The following is a 21,189-nucleotide window of genomic DNA, read 5'->3' on the forward strand; positions in this document are numbered from 1 at the left end:
TCAGTCGCCTAGCCGTCCCAAACTCTGCTAGCTCCCGGGCGCGCCCGGCAATACGATCGCTCTGTGCGGGAGCGCGCACGACAACCAAATCACAACTTCAATTTCCGCTGCTTCTTCGTCAGATGAAGATGAAGCACGGCGGCTGCGCGAGCACCGTCACGCTTGGTCAATGCCTCGAGCAGCTCCGTGTGTTCCTGTACCGATTCGGCCCACTCCGTCTCATCGAAGTTGGAGCGAAAACGAAGCGACTGTATGCGGAAGTTCACGCGCTGGTAGAGGTCCTGAAGGAGCTCGTTCCGGGCCGCCTTACTGATCAGCGCATGGATGCGCATGTTGATGTCGTAGTAACCGGGAAGGTCCTTGCGGGTGTAGCACGCCAGCATCTCGTAATGGAGGGCGTGTATCTCATCGAGCTCAGGCTGTGTGATGCGCTCACACGCCAGCTCCCCCGAAATGGCTTCCAGCCGGGCCATGACCTCGAAGGCTTCCGCGATCTCGCGGTCGGATAGCAGCACGACCTTCGCACCTCGGTTCGGCAGCAACTCCACGAGCTTCTCGTTGGCCAACACCTTCAGCGCCTCGCGCAGTGGCGTTCGGGAAATCTGAAGTTGTTCGCACAGCGCCTTCTCGTTGATACGAGACCCTGCTTCCAACCTTCCCTCTACGATCAGTTTTCTCAGCCGGTCGACGACGATCTGGTGCAACCCTTGACGGTCCAGCGCGAGATTTTCGGATGTAACCGAGTGTTCCAAGTTTTCGTCCTCTTAGCGGCGCACTACGACAGGTGAAGCAGACACGCTTCAGACCCTTGGCGGCCCGTTTGATTCTAGATGTGCCCAGCTACAGATACCACGGGCGACAGTTCAATTGGCCAATTTTGAATTCAAAATTCACACGATCTAAGAATACAAATAATAAATAACTGATTTAAAACGATATTTACCAGTCATCCGAATACGTTGACGAACATAATTATGAATTCATAATCAAGTCAGCGTATCTGCCCACGGAACGCTGCCAGGTCTTCGACGAAAAAATCCAAGGCCGGCTCTGCACTCGCTAATAACAAATACAGAGGAAAGGGCATGAACAGATTCATCCGAAAAACGCTTTTCGCTTTGCCTTTGCTGGCGTCTTTGCAACACGCAGCGCCGGTACTCGCGGCGGTCGAAATCAAGTTCGGCCACGTTGGCGAACCGGGCTCCCTGTTCGAACAATCCGCTACCGAATTCGTCCGCATCGCCAATGAGAAGCTGGGAGACAAGGCGAAGGTGACTGCCTTTGGCTCGTCTCAGCTGGGCGATGACAACGCGATGATGAAGAAACTCAAACTGGGCACGATCGACTTGGCCTTACCTTCCTCGGTCATGAGTTCGGTCGACCCCGCCTTCGCGCTGTTCGAGATGCCTTACATCGTCAAGGATCGCGAGCACATGGCTCGAATCCGCGAAAAGGTGATCAAGCCCATCATCTATCCGATCTCGGAAAAGAAGGGCTATCCCATCCTCGGCGTTTGGGAAAACGGCTTCCGCCACATCACCAACAGCAAACGCCCCATCGTCAAACCCGAGGACCTGGCCGGCATCAAGCTCAGGGTCCCTCAAGGCGTCTGGCGTATCGAGATGTTCAAGAGCTACGGCGCCAACCCCGCCCCGCTGTCCTTCTCGGAAGTGTTCGTCGCCCTGCAGACCGGCGTAATGGACGGCCAGGAAAATCCGATCTCGCACATCTGGTTCGGCCGTTATTACGAAGTGCAGAAATACATGTCGCTCTCGCGGCACGTTTATACGCCCGCGTACCTCGTCGCCGGCGCGAAATGGAAACGGCTGGACCAGGACATCAAGGACGCCCTGATCGCGGCGGCCGAAGAAGTCGAGCCGTTCGTAGCCAAAACGGCCGCTGAAATCGACGATAAGTATCTCGGTGAACTGCGCAAGGCAGGCATCGAGGTCAACGAGGTCGACCAGGAAGCGTTCGTCAAAGCCTCCGAGCCGATCTACGCCAAATTTGCCGAAGAAGTCGACGGCGGCAAAGACATGATCGAGCAGGTTCGCGCGCTGCGCGATTGATCCCCCATTTCGTTCCCAACCGGCCGGGTCCCATGACCCTGGAGGTTTTTCATGTCGGCTTTAAAAAATGGTTTCGAGCGGCTGCTGGAAATCATCGTCGTGGTGCTCATGCTGGTGCTCGCGGCCATCGTGATCGTGGGCTTCACCTCTCGGCTGATAGGCGCCCCCCTCGTCTGGTATGACGAAGTCGCGTCCATTGGATTGGCGTGGCTCACTTACTACGGCGCGGCGCTCGCGGCCGCTAAAGGCGCGCACATCGCCTGCCCGAACATCGTCAATATGTTCCCGCCGCCGCTCCGGGTCGCATGCGCGATCTTCGCGGAGCTACTCGTCATCGGCTTCTTTGCACTGCTTGCGTATACCGGCATGCAAGTGCTGATGATCCTGGAAGGCAGCACCCTCGTGAGCGTCACGTCGGTATCGCTTCAGCTCACCCAATCGGTGATACCGGTGGCCTCGCTGCTCTTCATCATTGCCGAGGTGCTTCGCCTTCCGGACGTCATTCGCCAAGCCAAAGGGGCGGGCTTCGTCGATCACGAACTTGAAGAAGCCGGGATATCGACCGTCAGCCATCCGGCCACTGCCACCACCGGGAGGGCATGACGATGATCATTGCGTTCATGCTCCTGGGGCTGATCCTGCTGATCATCCTAAATGTCCCGATCGGCATTTCGCTGGCGTTGGTCGGCGCGATCGCCATGTTTGCCAGCTATGGCGTGGATGCCCTGCCAAACATCGCGCTCACGATGTTCGAAGGCGCGACGAACTTCCCGCTACTGGCCATCCCGCTGTTCATCCTCGCTGGCGCGATCATGAATGCGTCGAGTATCTCGCGCCGGCTGATCAACCTTGCATCCGCGATGCTCGGCTTCATCAAAGGCGGATTGTCGATGGTCACCATCGGCTCTTCGATCTTCTTCGCCGAAATCAGCGGGTCATCGGTCGCGGGTGTCGCGGCGCTGGGCAGCGTGCTGATCCCGGCGATGAAGAAGAAGGGCTACTCGAAAGAGTTCTCAGCGGCGATTTCCTCCTCCGCCGCAACCCTGGCGATCATCCTGCCGCCCTCCATCCCGATGATCCTGTACGCGGTGATTTCGGGTGAATCCGTGGTGAAGATGTTCGTCGCCGGCATCCTGCCCGGCATCATCGGCGCGATGGGTTTAGCCGGTATGTCCTACTACCTCGCGGTCCGTAACAACTACCCCTCAGAAGGACGCTTCCAGGCTTCCGTACTGTGGACGGCCTTCAAGGAAGCGGCCTGGGCGTTGCTGATTCCGGTGGTCATCCTCGGCGGGATATTTGGCGGTCTGGTCACCGCAACGGAAGGTGCCGGTCTTGCCGTCGTCGTTGCGTTGTTCGTCAGTGCCGTCATCTATCGCGAGTTCAACTTGCGGACGCTGTGGAAGGCCTGCATCGAGGGTGGCATCCAAACCGCCGTGGTCATGCTGCTGGTGGCGAGCTCCGCGTTGATTGGCGTCTACCTCACGGAGACCCAGCTGCCCCAGCAGCTGGCCGGCTCCATCGCCGACATCACCAACAACAAGTACGTGGTGCTGGCGCTGCTGAACGTGCTGTTCCTCATCCTCGGCATGTTCCTGCACTCCGCCGCGGCCATCATCCTCGTCGTCCCCATCGTGCTGCCCCTGGTGGTCGCGGTCGGTATCGACCCGCTCCACTTCGGCATCATCGTCACGCTTAACCTTGCCATCGGCCAGCAGACGCCCCCGGTCGCCAGCGTACTGATCGCCGCGTGTTCGATCGCCAAGGCGGACATCTGGAAAACGACCTGGGTGAACCTCTGGTTCATCGGCGTCCTGTTCGCGGTGCTGATGGTGAACACCTACCTGCCCGACGTCGCGCTCGTTCTGGTGCGCGTGTTCTACGGGAGCTAGGCATGAATACCCCGTAACGCCACGACTTACCGCTTCACGCACCGACACTCCGCTCCGGCGGACTGTCCGGTGGCGTGCGGCCTGAATTTGACGAACCGAATCAGGACTTCACATGAATCAAGACGAGATCTACCTCGAAAAAGACGGTCACCTGGGCTGGATCAGGTTCAATCGCCCGGACGTCCGAAACGCCATGACCTGGCACATGTACGACCGGTTGGAAGCGCTGGCGAATGAAGTCGAGGCCGACGACGACATCAAGGTCGTCGTGTTTCGCGGCGTAGGGGGCGAAGCCTTCGTCGCCGGCACCGACATCCGCCAGTTCACCGACTTTTCCAGCGGCGCCGATGGCGTCGACTATGAAGTCCGCATCGACCGCGTCGTCGAGCGTGTAGAGCGGATCGCCAAGCCAACCGTCGCCTTGCTCGAAGGATTCTGCGTCGGCGGCGGCGCGACCATCGCCCTCGCCTGCGACTTCCGCTACGCCACGCCAGCGCTGAAGTTCGGCGCGCCGATTGCCCGCACCCTGGGCAATTGCCTCTCCATCGCGAACATCTCCCGGCTCGTGGACTTGCTGGGCGTCGCCCGAACTAAGGAAGTCCTGATGCTAGGGACCCTCGCAGATGCGGATACCGCATTAAGCGCAGGCCTGGTGAATGCCCTTCACCCGGCCGAAACCATCGAGGCCGCCGTACGCCAGGTCGCTGAACGACTCACCCAAAACGCCCCGCTGACGTTGAACGCCGTCAAGGAAGCGGTTCGCCGTACACAGGCGCACCGCCGTCTGCCCGCCGAAGGAGGTGAAGACCTAATCCGCAGTTGCTACGGCAGCCAGGACTTCCGGAACGCCGTGCGCTCCTTCCTCGACAAGACGCCTCACCAATGGCGCGGCAACTGAAACGACATCGCGATCTTTCCCCTATCGAATCTTGAGGTGAACACCATGTTGGCTTTGGAAAACGTACGCGTCCTGGATATCTCACAAATCATGGCCGGCCCCTATTGCACGATGGTGCTGGGCGACCTCGGCGCCGAGATCATCAAAATCGAAAAGACCAATGGCGGCGACGACAGCCGTCAGATGGGCCCCTACATCAATGAAGAGTCCACGTGCTTCGCGCAGATCAACCGCAACAAGCGCAGCGTGGCCCTGAACCTGAAATCAGACGCCGGCAAACGCGTCTTCTTCGAGCTGGCGAAAAGCGCCGACATCATCGTCGAGAACTACCGACCCGGCGTCACGGAGTCCCTTGGCATCGACTACGAGTCGGTTCGCCAGATCAACCCCGGCATCGTCTACTGCTCGATTTCCGGCTACGGCCAGACCGGGCCTTACCGTCACAAAGGTGGCTTCGATCTGGTCGCCCAAGGCATGACCGGGTTGATGTCGATGACCGGCGAGCCCGACCGTCGACCGCTGAAAACAGGCATCGCCGTGTACGACATCGGCGCCGGCATCACCGCCGCCTATTCGGTGCTCGCCGCCTATGTGCACAAGCTGCGCACGGGTGATGGCCAGCACGTGGACGTCGCCATTGCCGAATGTGGCTTGCCCTGGTTCACCTGGGAAGCCGCCGCCTATTTCGGCGCCGGCACCCTGCCGCAAGCCACGGGATGGCGTCACCGCGTGTCCGCTCCGTATCAAGCGCTAAAAACCCGCGACAGCTATCTCATGCTCGGCTGTGCCAACCAACGCACTTGGGAACGGCTCTGCAATGACGTGATCGGCAAACCGGAGTGGCTTACCGATCCGCGCTTCGTCACCAACCTCGCCCGCGGCCAAAACGTCGAGGCATTGGAAGCAGAGCTGGAAGCCATTCTCGCCGAGCAAGACAACAGCTACTGGCTCGAACGCTGCGAAACGGCAGGCGTGCCAGCAGGGCCGATCAATACCTTCGCCGAGGCTGTGCAAAACGAGCATTACCTGGCGCGCGAAATGGTTCAGGAGCTGGACCATCCGGTGATCGGGAAGATGAAGACGATCGGCTTCGCCAGCAAACTCTCGGCGACACCGCCGCGCATCCGTCGGCCAGCGCCGTTGTTTGGGCAGCATACGGATGAGGTGTTGGCGGAGCTGGGCATTGCGAGTTCTCAGGTTCAGGAGATGAGGGCTGAGGGGGCGGTGAAATAAAGGAGGCAACGCCTGCGTTCTGTGTATGCCGCAATGGCGTGCGCAGAACGTTACCCGACAAGTCGAGACAAAAATCGGCGGCTGTATTGTTGGCCCGTATCAACACAACAATTAAGCGTCTTTCGCTTCACAGATTCTCGCTAAGTCCCTGCAGCACACGAAGATAGTCCATCCTCTGTTTGTAGCCCACAAGCCACAAAAGTCGCTTATATCAATTATTTTGTAGCCTGTAAGCTACATTTACGACTTGTCCACTTTGTAGCCTAGAAGCTACATTCCTGAGACAAAGCTGAATTATTGATGCCCAGGGGCTACAAAAATGTCTTCTCTGTTCGATGTTGCCGAGATGCTAAAGCAGGCACGCCTTGAGGCGAAGCTTAGCCAGACGGCCCTGGCCGACCGTGCAGGCGTATCTCGCTCCACAGTGGCGCGTATGGAAACACTCGCCAAAGGCGATATGAGCGTAACGGCACTGGTCCGACTGCTGGAAGCAGCCGGCTACGACTTGAAATTGGTGAAAGCCGGTCACGAAAGGACCGTTGAAGACATTCTCAACGAACAACGTTCAGGGAACATCTGATCATGATTCTTGACGTGCATGTCCGCTCGAAACAAGTCGCCAAGCTTTATCGCGAGCGAGACGAATATGTTCTGAGGTACCTGCCTGACGCGGCTCCAGACGACTTCGTCAGCTTGGCGATGCCCGTCCGCGAACAGCCTTGGCGCTGGCCGCGTGACCTCTTTCCGTTTTTTCGCCAGAACCTCCCGGAAGGGTACTTACTGAACGTCATCCGCGAAGAGTTCGGCCCGTTGCTGGACGGTACCGACCTGTCGCTGCTGGCTTTAGTAGGAGGGAGCGGTATTGGCAGAGTCGCCATCACGCCTGAAGGTATTCGACCCGGAATCGATATCGAGCCGCTGGAGATAAACCATCTGCTCAAGGCGGAAAACACCAGCCAAAAATTCGCGGCATTGGTACGGCAATACGCTCGTGTAGCGGTCTCGGGGGTCGTTCCAAAATTCATTGCAACCGATACCAAGCAACCTCAGAGCCCCTTGGGCAAGCCGACCCTTCGGACGAACCGCCACATCATCAAAGGCTCCGATGACGCCACTCCGTATCTAGGCTTCAACGAGTTCTACACCATGCGCGTGCTCGCACGACTTAATGTCGTGCCCGTCGCCGAGTGCCGAATGTCTGAAGACGGCAAGATTCTGGTGGTCGATCGCTTTGATGTGGATCAGCACGGAATCCCAAGTTATGGGGTCGAGGATGCCTGCGGCCTGCTGGGTTTACCGCCACATGAAAAATACGCACCGACTACCGAAAAAGTGTGGAACGCGACCCGAGCCTACATCCCCGCCGAGCGCCTCCAGGCCCAACGGGAACATCTGGGATGGCAGTTGCTGACCAACTACGTGGTGCGTAACGCGGATTGCCACTCGAAGAACATCGCGTTGTTCTACACCTCTCGCACCGATGTGGCCTTCACGCCGGTCTATGACCTGGTGACCACTCAGGCCTACCCGCGCTTCGCAGAAAGCCCGCCAGGGCTATCGATTGGTGGCAGGCAAACCTGGACTCCAGGCCGCTCGCTGGAGTCGTTCTTCAAGGCCGTCCTGAGCATTCCCCCACGGCAGTACGCGACCATGGTCGAACAGCTTTGCGAGTCAGCCGTGGTGGTGGGTAAAGAAGTAATCGAATCCTCGAAAAACGAACCCGCATGGCGCAACGTTGCCAAGCACATGGTGCACGCCTGGAATGACGGCATGGAAACCCTGCGTAGCCCGAAAGCGGCACCACAGTGGCGCGGCTTGGACAGCGCCATCGCCGAAGCCGGCTTCTCAGGACCGCGCAAACCCGAGCGCAGCCGACAAGCCATTGGCCGCTCCGAACTGTTAGGGAAAAGGTAAGGCCCTGATAGTGATGTCGGCGATATGCATTACAGGGACCGGTGAAAAGACGACCTAATTGAAGCAGCGCGGCAGGTCGGGCATGTAACGGCCGGCCACCTACAGATGCCGCTGCCCTATACCCACGCATCCGAACCAACCCTCTTCCCAATACCGCGGCTGCGACTTCCTATTGATCCCAGGCCAAGATTTGGAAGCAAGCCCATGCCTCGACGTCTAAAAGACGAACGATGCTTGCATCCTCTTGAGCGAAACGAAGCAATTGGCCATTATCTGCGCCAGTGCCAAACAGTTCACACTTTGGCACCCCAACTGGCCCGGATAGCCGGCGCTATGGACTAGCAACACTCACGGAAGAACGCGCACATGGATCACGCGGTTATTTTCGCTCCATTGATAAGCATGATGAGCTGGCTGCTCCCAGCCATTTTCTTCATAGGCCTACTCAAAACGCCTTGGGCCAAAGGACATATCGGCGAAGGCCTCGTCCGCCTGTTCGCCCACTGGCGACTCGACAAACACACCTACCGGCGCCTGCACAACGTCACGCTCAACACGCCCGACGGCACCACGCAGATCGACCACATCTTCCTCTCGCCCTACGGCATCTTCGTACTCGAAACGAAGAACATGAGCGGCTGGATCTTCGGCAGCGAGAGGCAAGCGCAGTGGACCCAGAAGATCTACAAACGCACGTTCAAATTCCAGAACCCATTGCGGCAGAACTACAAGCACCTCAAGGCGCTGGAAGCCACCCTCGGCCTTAGCCTCGAGCATCTGCATTCGGTTATTACCTTTGTAGGCGGCAGTACATTCAAAACCGAAGTGCCGGCTAATGTGACCGAGGGTGTTGGGTTTATTCGCTACATCAAGTCATTTCAGCAGCGGGTGTTCAGCGAAGCTGACGTGGACACCATGCTGCGAGCGCTGCAAACCGGGCGCCGTGCGCCGACATTCGCGACTCATCGTGAGCATGTGCAGAACTTAAAGCGGCGAAGCGATCCGACGGCTGAGCGGCAGTGCCCAAAGTGCAGCGGCGTGCTACTAATCCGCACGGTGAAGTCCGGTCCAAAAGCCGGGCAGCAATTCTGGGGCTGTTCGGCGTTTCCCAAGTGCAGAACCATGCAAAGCTTTTAACTGGCGGCCTTACCATCAACACAGTGCCCGGAGTTGCAATGCCCATCTCAACCTACGACAAGTTTATTGATCCGATCCCACGCTACTTCGCCGCCATTCTCAAACTCGTCTATATACGAACCAACTAATCGTTGCCGCCACCTAAAAGCGATTCAAATGAGAGGAAAGCATGGGGCCGAGAAAGATACGGCAAAAACTAAATCATGCGAAATATCCACCATCATCTTTAGTGCAGCTGTTAAGCCCTGATGACTGGGAAAACTTTATAGAAGACTGTTGCCGAGTATACATGGGCGACGGCGAGAAATATAAATTTGTCCAGCGAATTGGCGGAGCAGGCGATGCCGGGCGAGATATTGAAGCACGCTACACATTGGAGCTTTCTGACGGAATGTGGGATTTATTCCAGGCAAAGCACTATACATCAGCTATCGGCGAATCCACGTTATATCCAGAGCTAGCAAAAGTCATACACCACATAAGCATTAAAACCTATCCGTCGCCAAACTTTTACTACGTCTGTGCACCAAAGAACACAACACCGAAGCTGCATGACTTGATCGCCAAGCCAGACATTTTGAAAATAAAATTCCAGCAGAGCTGGACTGAGGGAAAGTACGGAATTGATCCAGAAAAATTCCCTCTCACAAAGGAAGCATTAGACATTCTAAGAAAATTTGATTTTTCAAAAATCAAAGAATACCCAATCAAAGACCTAATTGACCTGCATTCAAAAAACCATTTGGCTCATGAAATTCTTTTTGGCGTCGAATCAACCAGGGGGGATAACCCTGCAATCCCAGAACTACCCACTTCTAAAGAACTAATATATATAAATCAGCTACTTAAAGTTTACTCCGAGCATGGCGGCAGTGACCTCACTCTCGATCACGCACTTAAATCGGTGGAATATGGCGAGCATCTAAGCGGGTGCAGAGGTGAATTTTATAGCGCTGAAGGACTAAAACGACTTAGTCGAGATGTATTTCCTGGGGAATTTGAAAGATTCTTAACAGCGGTACTTGACGGAATTAAGCGTGTATCCGCGAGTCCTGTGCATAAAACCGGCATGGACCGACTAGAGTTAGTTCTTGAACGTGCATCGAATCTGCAGATTACCAACAATCCATTATCTAGACGACTTTTGCCTGCAGATCTTCCTGGGGCTTGTCACCAACTAGTTAATGAAGAGAAATTAAAATGGGTAAAATAAACCCTTTAGGAACAGCGCCTTTTAACTCACCCTATGAACTTGGGATTAGAATGGTGTACATGCTTAGCAGCCTATTCCCAAACGGCGCAGACTTGCAGAAATTAATTTTATTGGATTATGCAGCTATATACTCAGGTGATTTTGGAGGCCCCAATAGTCTACATACACCAGTACCCTTCAGAAATGCCGAACTTTATGGTAGACGAAACCTTGTCCAAACAGGGCTTTATTTAATGTCCACAAAAGGACTCGTAGATGTCCAATTAGATAAAGACGGAATTACCTACTACGCCGGCGAAAACTCCAGAGCGCTAGTCGGCTCAATAGGGTCATCATACTCGCTAAATCTAGCACAGCGCTGTGAATGGGTAGTCCTACGCTATGGCTCGATAGACACCATTGAACTAACTAATATCTTCCATGATATCGGGCGGCGCTGGGAGGCGGAAATTGATGGCTTCGCAAAGGGAGTGGACAGCTGATGTCAATAGTTCTACAAAGACTAATTTCACGCGGCCTTAATCAACCTGACGCTGATATAAACTTTAAATCACTGGGCACTCTTATAAGAGGCCCTAGTGATACTGGAAAATCTTATATTAGAGACTGCCTTTGGTATTTGCTAGGAGGGGACAAAGTACCTAAGGAAATCCCTCAAAGCAAAGGGTATGACAGTCTACTTTTACAGCTACGTGTTTTTGGCGGCGATGTATATACTATCAAACGCTCGCTCTTTGGCGGAGCAGCAGAGATATACGCAGAAGAAATCGAATGTATTAAAACAGGCGAGCCATTGCCTGACGATATCGGGCAATTATTAGTAGGATTATCTGGGGCAAAAGAAAAATTACTACTGCGATCCGCTGCAAAGCGTGGGCCGATGACGGGCGGAGATTTACGTCATTGGTCTCTTTTGTCTCAACCGGCGATGATTAGTGAAGCCCCTACGACTGGCGCACCTACAGAACAGACTCAAAGGAAAGCAGCATTCTCGGTCTTCCTGACTGGCCAGGATGACTCATCAGTAGTACTAGCTCAATCAAAAGATGAAAAGATAAAAATAAAGGCATTGATTGCAGCAATTGAGAAAGATTTAGAACGCGTAAATTCCGAGATCCCTGAAGGAAAGACCAAAGTAGAGATTCAAGACGCTCTAACGAAGGTCGACGAAACACTTGACATACTTTCTACGGAGCAAATAGAGCGATCATCGCAGCTGCGAGAAATTCGCAATTCATTATCTACAACGCTAAAGGAGCTTTCTGATACCGAGAAAAAACTAAATCAGTCGAAACTTATGGCCTCTCGATTCAACTTATTGGATGATAAATACACGAGCGATTTAGAGCGACTTCGATCAGTTGGTGATGGCATTGCAGTTTTTGAGACTCTCGAGGATCAACCATGTTTGCTCTGTGGCACACCGATCGAAAAGCAGATTGATATAAGCCTTTTGGCTAAAGATGCGACCCAAAAGCAACGTGTTGCCATGAATGCTGAGGCGAGAAAAATTGAAAGCTTAAGAATCGGACTGCTCGATGCGTTATCCAAGGAAGAGCACTCTATTTTGACTTTTACTAGCGAAGTAGCACGACTCACAAATTCATTAGACAAGATAACCGTCAACGAAAAAAACGCAATTCGCCTGAGCGCGGCAGAGTTCAGTGCAGACCCTAAAAAGCTGGCTGAGGTCAGGACTGAATATGCCGCGCAGGTTAAGCTTTTCGATGAGCTCGATAGATTAAAGTCTGAACACAGTAGAATTTCAGGACTTATTCCGGAGAAAAAACAAAAACCTATAAAAAGGCAAACAGATGCAGACTCGGTAAAAGTTGGAGAACTGACACAAGAAATCCTACACTCTTGGGGATTCAAGCAAATAAAGACAGTAGAGCTTGATGCATCTGAATGCGATATAAAACTTGATGGCCGTTCAAGATTGACCTACGGCGCAGGTAAACGAGCAATATTTTTGTCCGCAATGACTATTGCCTTAATGCAACACGCGATGTCCAGCAATTACCCACACTTAGGATTAGTAGTTCTTGACTCCCCAATAAAGTCCTATTCCGACCCAGAAAACAAATCAGATGTAACCACTTCACCAGTAATTGTCAGAGAATCTTTCTACGACTGGCTATCTAAGTGGCAGGGCCCTGGCCAAATTATTGTTCTAGAGAATGAACCTATACTTACAAGTACAGCTAACCAGCTTCTTCCTATAGAGTTTTCGGGCTCTACTTTTGAGGGACGTGCAGGATTCTACCCCGGGATTAAATCTTAATTTCTAAAGAAACATATGGAAGAACAATAAAGCTGTAATATAGGGGTACGGATTATTTTTCTCTAAACGGCAGTCGTACGTAGCGCCGTAGGCGTTGATTAGCGCAGCTTAATCCGGCGCTCGCTCCAACTGTATGTTCCGGTTAACGCCGGCGCAGCCCGTCCGTGACAGCTAATTCACGTCCGGTACCGCGGGACAAATGGTGGATTACGCGGACTAAGACGCTAATCCACCCTACGCACTTGCCCTAATCGATAGAAAAGCCACCAATCCCGCTCAAGACGCCAAACGCTTATCCGGCGTCAGCTGCAATGGATCAGTCACCAGTTCAATCAACGCCACCCCGCCCCGAGCCTGAGCGCGGGCGAATGCAGCGGAAATTCCCTTGCGTGCTCGACCTTCTCTCCATTCGCGCCGAAGGCCTTCGCCAATGCGACGAAATCCGGGCCTTGCAGGCGGGTGCCGCTGACGCGTCCCGGATATTCGCGTTCTTGGTGCATGCGGATGGTGCCGTACATGCCGTTGTTGACCACAAGTACGATCAGCGAGGCGCCGTATTCGACGGCGGTTGCCAGTTCCTGTGGGTACATGAGGAAGCAGCCGTCGCCGGCCATGCATACGACCGAGCGATCCTTATGGCGACTGTCGTTGGCGGGCCGTAACCCGTCGAGCCGCAGGGGGTCGCCAGTTAGGTACGCGACAAAAGGGGGACAGATTTATCTTCCTAAACCGCAGCCACGCTGTTTTGGCTAGTTGTATCCGAGCGGCGCACGGCGGACTCCGAGAAAGAGGCGGGGCGGAAAAAGCATCGAATAAGGGGCCATTACAGACTGTGTGAAAACCTAGCAATCTGCAGGTCGCTTTAAGAAAATGCTTCGTATCGGAAGGTACGGAGCATTTTTTGTTATGGCGTACATACAAGGAGAGTCCCGCAGCCAGGCCAGCCTGTTCCCAGCCTCGCTAGAGGAACTGATTCCGGAAGATCACCTTGTACGGGTCATCGACCTGTATGTCGCCAAGCTGGATCTGGGCCAGCTCGGCTTTGAGAAAACTCAGCCCAAGGTCACCGGGCGCCCCGCGTACGACCCCGCCGATCAGCTCAAGCTCTACCTTTATGGCTATTTCCAACGCATTCGCTCGTCCCGGCGCCTGGAAGCCGAATGCCAGCGCAACATCGAAGTGATGTGGCTGATCAACCGGCTCAAACCCGACTTCAAGACCATCGCCGACTTCCGTAAGAACAACAAAGCTGCGTTCGTCACGACATGCCGGGCCTTCGTGCAGTTCTGCCGAACCGCCGGTTTGATTGCCGGTGACTTAATTGCCATAGACGGGAGCAAGTTTCAGGCAGTCGCTTCTGCGCGGCGCCATCTGAACCTGAATCAGCTTAAGCGTCAGGACGAGAAGCTTGATAAACGGATTGCCCAATACCTAGTTGATTTGGATGCCGCTGATAAGACTGAGGGCGAGCAGGTGGTAGATCGCACTGCGATCAAAGTGGCCTTGGCAGAGCTTGAGGCCAAACAGCAAGACAACCGCAGTTGCCAGGCCTTGATGCTATCGATGGGGCTGGAGCAATTCAACACACATGAAAGCGGTGCCCGAATGATGCGCACGCCCAAGGGGGCGCGTGTTGCCTATAACGTGCAGGCCGCCGTTGACGCAGAACACTGCCTGATTTTGCATCACGAGGTGACGCAAGAGGGCGATGATCGCAAGCAGCTTGAACCCATGGCTAAAGCGGCTAAGGCTGAGTTGGGGCAGGAGGCGCTGACCGTAGCAGCGGACATGGGCTACTCAAACGGCCAGCAGTTCCAGGCATGCGAGGAAGATTCGATTACTGCGTACGTGCCGCCAAACCGAACATCCAACCCAGGTGGAAAGGCATTATTCGAGCGCAAGGACTTTACCTACGACGCCGAACAGGATCGGTACCGGTGCCCTGCAGGTCAGTGGCTAACGCTGAAGCAGCATCATAAGGGCGACCGTATCTACCAGGCGGCAATCAGCGACTGTGCTGGGTTTGCGCTGAAAGCCCAATGCACGACGGCCAAGCGCCGCTATGTCTCGCGCCACGCTCAAGAGGAAGCCTTTGAGCACATGGCGCAGCGGATGAAACTGCATCCAGAGATGATGGAGCGGCGTAGATCCATCGTGGAACACCCGTTTGGCAATCTCAAACAGTGGCTATTTGGAAACGGGCGCTTCCTGCTACGACAACTCGAAGGCACAAAAGCTGAAATGGCTCTAGCCGTGACCGCATACAACCTCAAGCGAGCGATCAGCGTCATGGGTGCCAAGCAAATGATGCAACTGATGGCCTGAAGAGCCTTTTTTAGCAGAAAAACAAACGCCCCGAACAAGTCGGGGCGTTTGGTCTAGGGCCAGTCAGTGTGTTTTCACACAGTCTGATTAGGAGCCAGAGCGAATACGCTCATTGCCTCGTATCACCATCGAGCTACCGCCGCTGCGTGACCACGAGCACGCGGGTAAACCCGCCCCTTGTACAGTTTGGGCGGCTGTGTGCTTGGCAGATGCGGCGCTCTGCCCCTTCGTTGGTCACGCCCGAAGGGGACGCGCCATTTCGGTGTTTACGGCCCCTGCCTTATAGTCCCGCCAACAACAATGACAACGGAGCACGCCCTTGAGCAGCGGGACGATCGATAGCACTTTCCCGACGTTCGAATCGTCGGACTTTGCCGGTGAAGGGGCGTTTTACTTTGATCTGGTCAGGCTTGAGAGCCGCAACGATATCCCGCGTGGCTTTCCGCATCGGCATGGTTATTACCATCTGCTGTGGATGACCGAGGCGCAGGGTACGCATCTGGTCGATTTCGAGACGTTCGAGGTGCGGCCGCATTCGGTGTTTTTCATTTCCCCGGGGCAGTTGCATGCGTGGACGTCGTCCATCAAGCCGCATGGTTTCGTGATCAACGTCAGCACCGAGTTTTTCGCGCAGATGTTCCCGCGCGCGGATGACATCGCGAAGTTTCCTTTCTTCCATGCCACGGGCGGCATGCCGGCGATGTACCTGTCGCGCGCCGAGCATGAGGCGTTGGTGCCGCTCCTTCATGCCCTCGAACGGGAATACCGCGACCGCAAGGTCGGGCGGTTCGATGTGGTGCGTTCGTATCTGCTTATCCTGCTAACGCAGTTGCGGCGGCTCTACCCGGCTGACGAAGGCGTTCATCCGCTCGATCCGTATTACGCACTGACGCGGCGTCTCACGCTGCTGATCGAGGAGCGCTATCTGCAATTCAATGCCGTCGGGCAGTACGCACAGGCCCTGAACGTCAGCGAGCGGCAACTCAATGAAGCGCTCAAGCGCACGACGGGCAAGACGGCCAGCCGGCTCGTGCAGGAGCGCATTGCGCTGGAGGCCAAGCGCTTGTTGAGCAACACGACACTAAGTACGGCGGAGATCGCCTTTGGGCCTCGGGGATCTACGCCGCCACCAAAGCCGGTATCGACCAGATGGTGAAGGCGTTCGCGGCCGAAACCGGACCGTATGGCGTGCGCGTCAACGCGGTAATGCCGAGCATCATCGAGACCCGCCTGACCGCGCCGCTCAAGGAAAAGCCGGAGATCTACAAGACCTATGCGGGCCATACCGTGCTCAACCGTTGGGGCCAGCCGAGCGAGGTCGGTGCGGCGGTCGCGTTCCTCGCGTCTGACGCAGCAAGCTACATTTCAGGGAGCAGCCTGTCGGTCGACGGTGGCTGGACGGCCATCGACGGGCCACCCACCGGGCTGACCCAGACACGCCCTTCGGAGTAGACCGACAACGCCCGTCTGCCGCACAACAGCGGGTAGGCGGGCTCACTGTCTTGCCATTTGCCACTCAGGAACGTTACCTCATGCCTGATCACACCCCATCCCGCAACGGCGGCCAGATCCTGGTCGAGGCGTTGCGACGCAATGCCGTCGATACGCTCTATTGCGTACCTGGCGAAAGCTATCTGCCTGTGCTGGACGCACTTCACGACACGCCATCCATTCGGACCATCGTCACGCGTCACGAGGGCGCGGCGTCGAACATGGCGGATGCCTACGGCAAGCTGACCGGCCGGCCCGGCATCTGCTTCGTCACCCGTGGCCCCGGCGCCACACATGCCGCGAATGGCGTGCATACCGCCAAGCAAGACTCGACGCCGATGATCCTGTTCGTCGGCCAGGTCGAAGGTGGCTTCATCGGGCGTGAAGCCTTTCAGGAAGTCGATTACCGGCAAATGTTCGGCAGCCTGGCCAAATGGGCGTGCGAGATCGACAGCATCGAACGCATACCGGAGATCGTCGCCCGTGCATTCAGTATTGCGATGTCCGGCCGACCGGGGCCGGTGGTCGTCGCCCTGCCCGAAGAAATTCTCTTCGGCAGTGCCATCGTCGCCGACGCGCCCGCGGTACGGGTTACCCATGCCGCGCCGGACGCGGCTGCGCTAGAAGAACTGCGGGGGTTGCTAGACGATGCCCGGCAACCGCTGGTGATCGTCGGCGGTACGGGGTGGGACGCTGAAAGCGGTGCCGCGCTGAAGCGCTTCGTCGAGGCGTACGACCTTCCCGTCGCTGCTTCTTTTCGCCGGCAGGACCTGTTCGACAATCGCGACCCGCACTACGTCGGGATGCTCGGCCTGGGCATCTCGCCCAAGCTCGCCGAGCGCGCCAGCAAAGCCGACCTGCTGCTGGTGATCGGTTCGCGTCTGGCGGAGACAACATCTTCGGGCTATGCGCTCTTCGAAAGCCCGGCCCCGCAACAAACACTCGTGCACGTCCATCCGGATTCGCAAGAGCTGGGGCGCGTGTACCAGGCGCAACTACCGATCCAGTCCGCGCTCGGCACGTTTGCACACGCGCTGGCAGCCTTGCCGTCACCTGCTGCCACGCCCTGGTCCGACTGGACTCGCAGCGCACGGGCGGATTACGAGGCGCATTCCTCGCCTCCGTCGCCGCACCCGGACTTACAAGGCGTAGACATGGCGCAGGTCATCTCGCACCTGAACGCTGTGTTGCCGGATGACGCGGTACTCACCAACGGCGCGGGCAACTACACCGTGTGGCTGCACCGGTTCTACCGTTATCGCCAACCTGGTACCGAGCTTGCGCCTACCAACGGCGCAATGGGCTACGGATTGCCTGCCGCAGTCGCGGCAGCGCTGCACCGCCCCGAACGTCCGGTCGTATGCCTGGCCGGCGATGGCTGCTTCATGATGTACCCACAGGAGCTGGCGACCGCGATGCAATACGGCGCGCCGCTGATCGTGATCGTGGTGAACAACGGCATGCTCGGGACCATTCGCATGCACCAGGAGCGTGAATATCCGGGGCGCGTTTCAGCGACCGCGCTGAGCAACCCGGATTTCGTCGCGCTCGCACAGGCATTTGGTGCTCAGGCCGAGCGCGTGGAACGAACCGAGGACTTCGCCGCGGCGTTCGACCGAGCACGAACGGCGGGCAAGGCAGCGCTCATCGAGCTGCGTACCGATCCTCGGCAGATCACGCCCGCCGCGCGGTTGAACGAGGACTGAAGCGAATCGCGATGCGGCCGTCTCCGTCCGGCTGATAGCGGGACGGAACGCCCCGCTTAATTAGCCCGGACGTTTACCACTGCCCACTGAACAAACAGGTCGCCGCTTCGATGCCGCTAAACATGTACCAGGGCGCTGGGTCGTTGCAGCCGCTGACGAAGATGGCGACGTGGGTGGCGTCGGCGGGCAAGGTTTCGCTAGCCGAGGCGAAGACGTTTCCTTGAGCGCGCGGCATGCCGAGGTCAGCGGCAAGGCCTGTCGGCAGTAGGCTTTGCGAGGCGGAGTTCGATACGAGCGTGGCAGCAGGTGTGGTGCTCGCATGGGCGGAGAGCATGGTGGTGCTGGCGTAGGTAAAGGTGAATGCGGCGCCAAGGAGAAGGGCTTTTCCGATGCGTTTCATGATGGAGTCCTTTTGATGAAGAAGGCCGCACGCACTTCAGCGACGTCTGTCACGTTAGTTGCGGAGCGCGTGGAACTCTATAGCGCTGTCGGGCTAGTTACATTGTGCTAGGGCCCCTGCGGCCCGCCTCCACCTACCGCTGGATTAAAGGCGCGGAGGATTAATCCCTCCGTACCGCGCCATTGCGCCATTTCCAGCCGATTGGGTGATACCGCTCCGTATGGACACACTCCACACTGTCGCCGCAGCGAACTTCGGCCATTGGAAGGCCCGCGTCCGTCTCAATTGGAACGCCTGCCGAGTCTGCCGCCGCGCGGAACGTTTGCTTCGCGCGGCGTCCTCTTTCACGGCCACGGAGATTCGATATGCATATCACACGTCCCCTGTACGGATTGCTCTGGATACTGGCTGCATCCGCACCCCTTGCGAACGCTCACGATGCGCGCCAGGACCAACGCGGCGATGGCAACCAGGCAACCATCGAACAAACCAATCTGGCGCATTTCGCGCAGCAAACTCAGGTAGGTAGCGGATACCGCAGCACGATCACGCAGGACGGTATCAGTCAGTACGCCACGAGCCGGCAGGAAGGCGGCGCAGGCAGCGCTATCCAAATCGTCCAGCTAGAGGCTTACAACACGGCGCAGGTGAGCCAAACGGATATTTACGAGGGCAGCATCGACCTTCGCCAGGACGGCACTAATCACTTCGCAACGATCTCCCAGACGGGATCTGACCTGGACTTTGGCTACTTCGGCGGCCGCGTCGAACTGGCGCAGACTGGCGAGTATCAACAGGCTGAGATCTTTCAGCGAGGCAGCTACAACCTGGCCTCGGTGCGTTCAAGCGGTGAGTGGAACTCGGTCGACATCACGCAGGCGGGATCTAATCAAACCGCCAGCATTGACCAATCAGGCGAGCGCAACCGTGTGTCGTTGACGCAGCTGGGCGAAGCCGACGCCACGCTGAACCAGTCAGGCAGCGGCAATACGATCGAGTTGAGCATGGGCGCTTATTGGAGCGGCAGCCCCGTCGCCCAGATCTCACAGACCGGTGAGGGCAATGTCTCGGTGGCCACCGTAGACGCTGGCGGTAACCGGCTCGATGTCATTCAGGCCGGCACCGGCAATGAACTGACCACGGACGTGTTGGGTGGCGCCAGTCGGGCGGACATCGCGCAGACCGGCGATTACAACGAGGCAAGCGTCCTGGCGTATGACGGCAACGCGCGACTGATCCAGCAAGGGGACCGCAATGAGGCTTCGCTTCTCACCAGCAGCGAGGCGAGCATTACGCAGATCGGTAATGCCAACTCGGCACAGGTCAGCAATCTGGACATCGGTACGTGGCGCAGCATGAACGGGAGCATCTCCCAAACCGGCAATGCCAACGTGGCGTCTATTTTTCAGCAGTAAAGAGATCGATCCGGCAATGCGAGGGGGCGCTTGAACGCGCCCCTTTTTGTGCGCTGGTCATACGATACGGAGCGGTCATCTAGGTTAAATCAAACCGTTCCAAGCTCCCGCCACGTCAGGTACACCCGCAGATCGAACTCCAACTGGTGATAGTCCGGCAGCATGTGTTCGCAGAGTTGGTAGAACGCCTTGTTATGGTCGAACTCCTTCAGATGCGCCAGCTCGTGCACAACGATCATTTGCAAGAACTCAGGGGCGGCGTCTTTGAAGACGGAGGCGACGCGGATTTCTTTCTTGGCCTTGAGCTTGCCGCCCTGTACGCGGGAGACGGCCGTGTGCAGTCCGAGCGCTCGGTGGGTGAGGTCGAGGCGGTTGTCGTAAAGCACCTTGTCGATGGCCGGAGCGTTGCGCAGGTGCTCCTGCTTAAGGGCGGCGACGTAGGTGTAGAGGGCTTTGTCGCTTTGTACACCGTGGCGGTCGGGGTAGCGGCGTTGCAGGTATTCGCCCAGCCGACCGTTGTCCATGAGCTGGCGTATCTGCGCCTGCAATGCCGGCGGGTAGGACTGGAGGTATTTGAGGGGTGTCATGGGCGGTAAGTGATCGGTGTGCAGCGAGTGGGTATTTGAGCACAAAGGGGATTTGGGAGGTGGTCGCGACCGGTGCTTTCGCACTTTTTTGTAGGAGCCCATCGGGCTGCGGTCAGCTTATGGGCGATCCAGATCTAGCCGGCGACGCGTTATTGGCTGATCTAAACACGATCGCCCACAAGTGGGCTCCTACAGGGGGCGCAGTGTTTTCGTCCTATTCGACGGTAGATGGCTTTTTTTGTAGGAGCTAGCTCGCTGGCGATCGGGATTTGACCGGCAACGCGTTACTGCCTGACCTGAACGCGATCGCCCACAAGTGGGCTCCTTACAGGAGAGCGGATCGCCAGCAAGCTGGCTCCTACAGGGGGGGCAGTGTTTTCGTCCTATTCGACGGTAGATGGCTTTTTTTGTAGGAGCTAGCTCGCTGGCGATCGGGATTTGACCGGCAACGCGTTACTGCCTGATCTGAACGCGATCGCCCACAAGTGGGCTCCTACAGGAGAGCGGATCGCCAGCAAGCTGGCTCCTACAGGGGGCGCAGTGTTTTCGTCCTATTCGACGGTAGATGGTTTTTTTGTAGGAGCTAGCTCGCTGGCGATCGGGGTTTGACCGGCAACGCGTTACT

20 protein-coding genes are annotated in these 21,189 nt (G+C 56.7%); 16 read left to right on the forward strand and 4 right to left on the reverse strand.

All coding sequences use genetic code 11. The annotated features are described in order from the left end of the window. Positions 1 to 89 precede the first annotated feature (89 nt). Entirely contained in the window at positions 90 to 752 is a 663-nt protein-coding gene (locus tag IEY47_RS15190; protein WP_188984158.1) for a GntR family transcriptional regulator, read from the reverse strand. A 333-nt stretch (positions 753 to 1,085) separates the two neighbouring features. Here IEY47_RS15190 and IEY47_RS15195 point away from each other — a divergent pair, with 333 nt between their 5' ends. The 11 genes from IEY47_RS15195 to IEY47_RS15245 all read left to right on the forward strand — a co-directional run bounded on the left by IEY47_RS15195 (position 1,086) and on the right by IEY47_RS15245 (position 12,640). After that, on the forward strand, positions 1,086 to 2,069 hold the full coding sequence (locus IEY47_RS15195; RefSeq protein ID WP_188984160.1) for a TRAP transporter substrate-binding protein: 984 nt from the start codon (positions 1,086 to 1,088) through the stop codon (positions 2,067 to 2,069). Positions 2,070 to 2,120: 51 nt separating this feature from the next. Beyond that, positions 2,121 to 2,672, forward strand: a complete 552-nt coding sequence (locus IEY47_RS15200) for a TRAP transporter small permease (protein ID WP_188984161.1) — start codon at positions 2,121 to 2,123, stop codon at positions 2,670 to 2,672. Continuing rightward, entirely contained in the window at positions 2,669 to 3,961 is a 1,293-nt protein-coding gene (locus IEY47_RS15205) for a TRAP transporter large permease (protein WP_229779464.1), read from the forward strand. The genes IEY47_RS15200 and IEY47_RS15205 overlap by 4 nt, the downstream gene beginning before the upstream one ends. Before the next feature lie 112 nt (positions 3,962 to 4,073). Continuing rightward, positions 4,074 to 4,859: an enoyl-CoA hydratase/isomerase family protein gene (locus IEY47_RS15210; protein ID WP_188984163.1), complete on the forward strand. Its 786-nt coding sequence runs from the start codon at positions 4,074 to 4,076 to the stop codon at positions 4,857 to 4,859. Between the two features lie 45 nt (positions 4,860 to 4,904). Beyond that, the gene (locus tag IEY47_RS15215) at positions 4,905 to 6,092 is read left to right on the forward strand and encodes a CaiB/BaiF CoA transferase family protein (protein ID WP_188984165.1); all 1,188 of its coding nucleotides are present in this window, start codon (positions 4,905 to 4,907) and stop codon (positions 6,090 to 6,092) included. 319 nt (positions 6,093 to 6,411) lie between these two features. Next, entirely contained in the window at positions 6,412 to 6,672 is a 261-nt protein-coding gene (locus IEY47_RS15220) for a helix-turn-helix domain-containing protein (protein ID WP_188984167.1), read from the forward strand. Positions 6,673 to 6,674: 2 nt separating this feature from the next. After that, on the forward strand, positions 6,675 to 8,006 hold the full coding sequence (locus IEY47_RS15225; protein WP_188984169.1) for a type II toxin-antitoxin system HipA family toxin: 1,332 nt from the start codon (positions 6,675 to 6,677) through the stop codon (positions 8,004 to 8,006). Positions 8,007 to 8,408: 402 nt separating this feature from the next. Then, complete coding sequence (locus IEY47_RS15230; protein WP_373293616.1) at positions 8,409 to 9,143, forward strand: nuclease-related domain-containing protein; 735 nt, start codon at positions 8,409 to 8,411, stop codon at positions 9,141 to 9,143. Positions 9,144 to 9,432: 289 nt separating this feature from the next. Then, the gene (locus IEY47_RS15235) at positions 9,433 to 10,356 is read left to right on the forward strand and encodes an ABC-three component system protein (RefSeq protein WP_188984173.1); all 924 of its coding nucleotides are present in this window, start codon (positions 9,433 to 9,435) and stop codon (positions 10,354 to 10,356) included. Next, a complete protein-coding gene (locus tag IEY47_RS15240; protein WP_188984175.1) occupies positions 10,344 to 10,838 on the forward strand; it encodes an ABC-three component system middle component 2 in 495 nt (164 codons plus the stop codon). Before IEY47_RS15235 ends, IEY47_RS15240 begins: the two co-directional genes overlap by 13 nt. After that, entirely contained in the window at positions 10,838 to 12,640 is a 1,803-nt protein-coding gene (locus IEY47_RS15245; protein WP_188984177.1) for a P-loop NTPase family protein, read from the forward strand. Before IEY47_RS15240 ends, IEY47_RS15245 begins: the two co-directional genes overlap by 1 nt. Before the next feature lie 332 nt (positions 12,641 to 12,972). On the opposite strand, the gene IEY47_RS15250 is transcribed toward IEY47_RS15245, so the two are convergent. Next, the gene (locus IEY47_RS15250; RefSeq protein WP_373293611.1) at positions 12,973 to 13,254 is read right to left on the reverse strand and encodes a thiamine pyrophosphate-dependent enzyme; all 282 of its coding nucleotides are present in this window, start codon (positions 13,252 to 13,254) and stop codon (positions 12,973 to 12,975) included. 292 nt (positions 13,255 to 13,546) lie between these two features. On the opposite strand from IEY47_RS15250, the gene IEY47_RS15255 reads away from it, so the two are divergent. From IEY47_RS15255 to IEY47_RS15270, 4 genes are all read left to right on the forward strand, one after another. Beyond that, entirely contained in the window at positions 13,547 to 14,965 is a 1,419-nt protein-coding gene (locus IEY47_RS15255) for an IS1182 family transposase (protein ID WP_188984179.1), read from the forward strand. A 319-nt stretch (positions 14,966 to 15,284) separates the two neighbouring features. Further along, positions 15,285 to 16,121 carry a helix-turn-helix domain-containing protein gene (locus tag IEY47_RS15260; RefSeq protein WP_188984180.1) on the forward strand — a complete coding sequence of 279 codons (837 nt, stop codon included), beginning with the start codon at positions 15,285 to 15,287 and terminating at the stop codon, positions 16,119 to 16,121. Beyond that, the gene (locus IEY47_RS15265) at positions 16,115 to 16,417 is read left to right on the forward strand and encodes an SDR family NAD(P)-dependent oxidoreductase (RefSeq protein ID WP_229779466.1); all 303 of its coding nucleotides are present in this window, start codon (positions 16,115 to 16,117) and stop codon (positions 16,415 to 16,417) included. The genes IEY47_RS15260 and IEY47_RS15265 overlap by 7 nt, the downstream gene beginning before the upstream one ends. A gap of 80 nt (positions 16,418 to 16,497) precedes the next feature. Next, positions 16,498 to 18,162, forward strand: coding sequence for a thiamine pyrophosphate-binding protein (locus tag IEY47_RS15270; RefSeq protein ID WP_188984183.1), 1,665 nt, complete (start codon positions 16,498 to 16,500; stop codon positions 18,160 to 18,162). 73 nt (positions 18,163 to 18,235) lie between these two features. Here IEY47_RS15270 and IEY47_RS15275 read toward each other — a convergent pair whose 3' ends face one another. Then, a complete protein-coding gene (locus IEY47_RS15275; protein ID WP_188984185.1) occupies positions 18,236 to 18,562 on the reverse strand; it encodes a hypothetical protein in 327 nt (108 codons plus the stop codon). Positions 18,563 to 18,927: 365 nt separating this feature from the next. Here IEY47_RS15275 and IEY47_RS15280 point away from each other — a divergent pair, with 365 nt between their 5' ends. Beyond that, entirely contained in the window at positions 18,928 to 19,977 is a 1,050-nt protein-coding gene (locus IEY47_RS15280; protein ID WP_188984187.1) for a hypothetical protein, read from the forward strand. Between the two features lie 89 nt (positions 19,978 to 20,066). On the opposite strand, the gene IEY47_RS15285 is transcribed toward IEY47_RS15280, so the two are convergent. Next, the gene (locus tag IEY47_RS15285; RefSeq protein WP_188984189.1) at positions 20,067 to 20,564 is read right to left on the reverse strand and encodes a YgjP-like metallopeptidase domain-containing protein; all 498 of its coding nucleotides are present in this window, start codon (positions 20,562 to 20,564) and stop codon (positions 20,067 to 20,069) included. Positions 20,565 to 21,189: the final 625 nt, after the last annotated feature.

Source organism: Pseudomonas matsuisoli (genome assembly GCF_014647635.1).
GTDB classification, from domain to species: Bacteria; Pseudomonadota; Gammaproteobacteria; order Pseudomonadales; family Pseudomonadaceae; genus Pseudomonas_P; species Pseudomonas_P matsuisoli.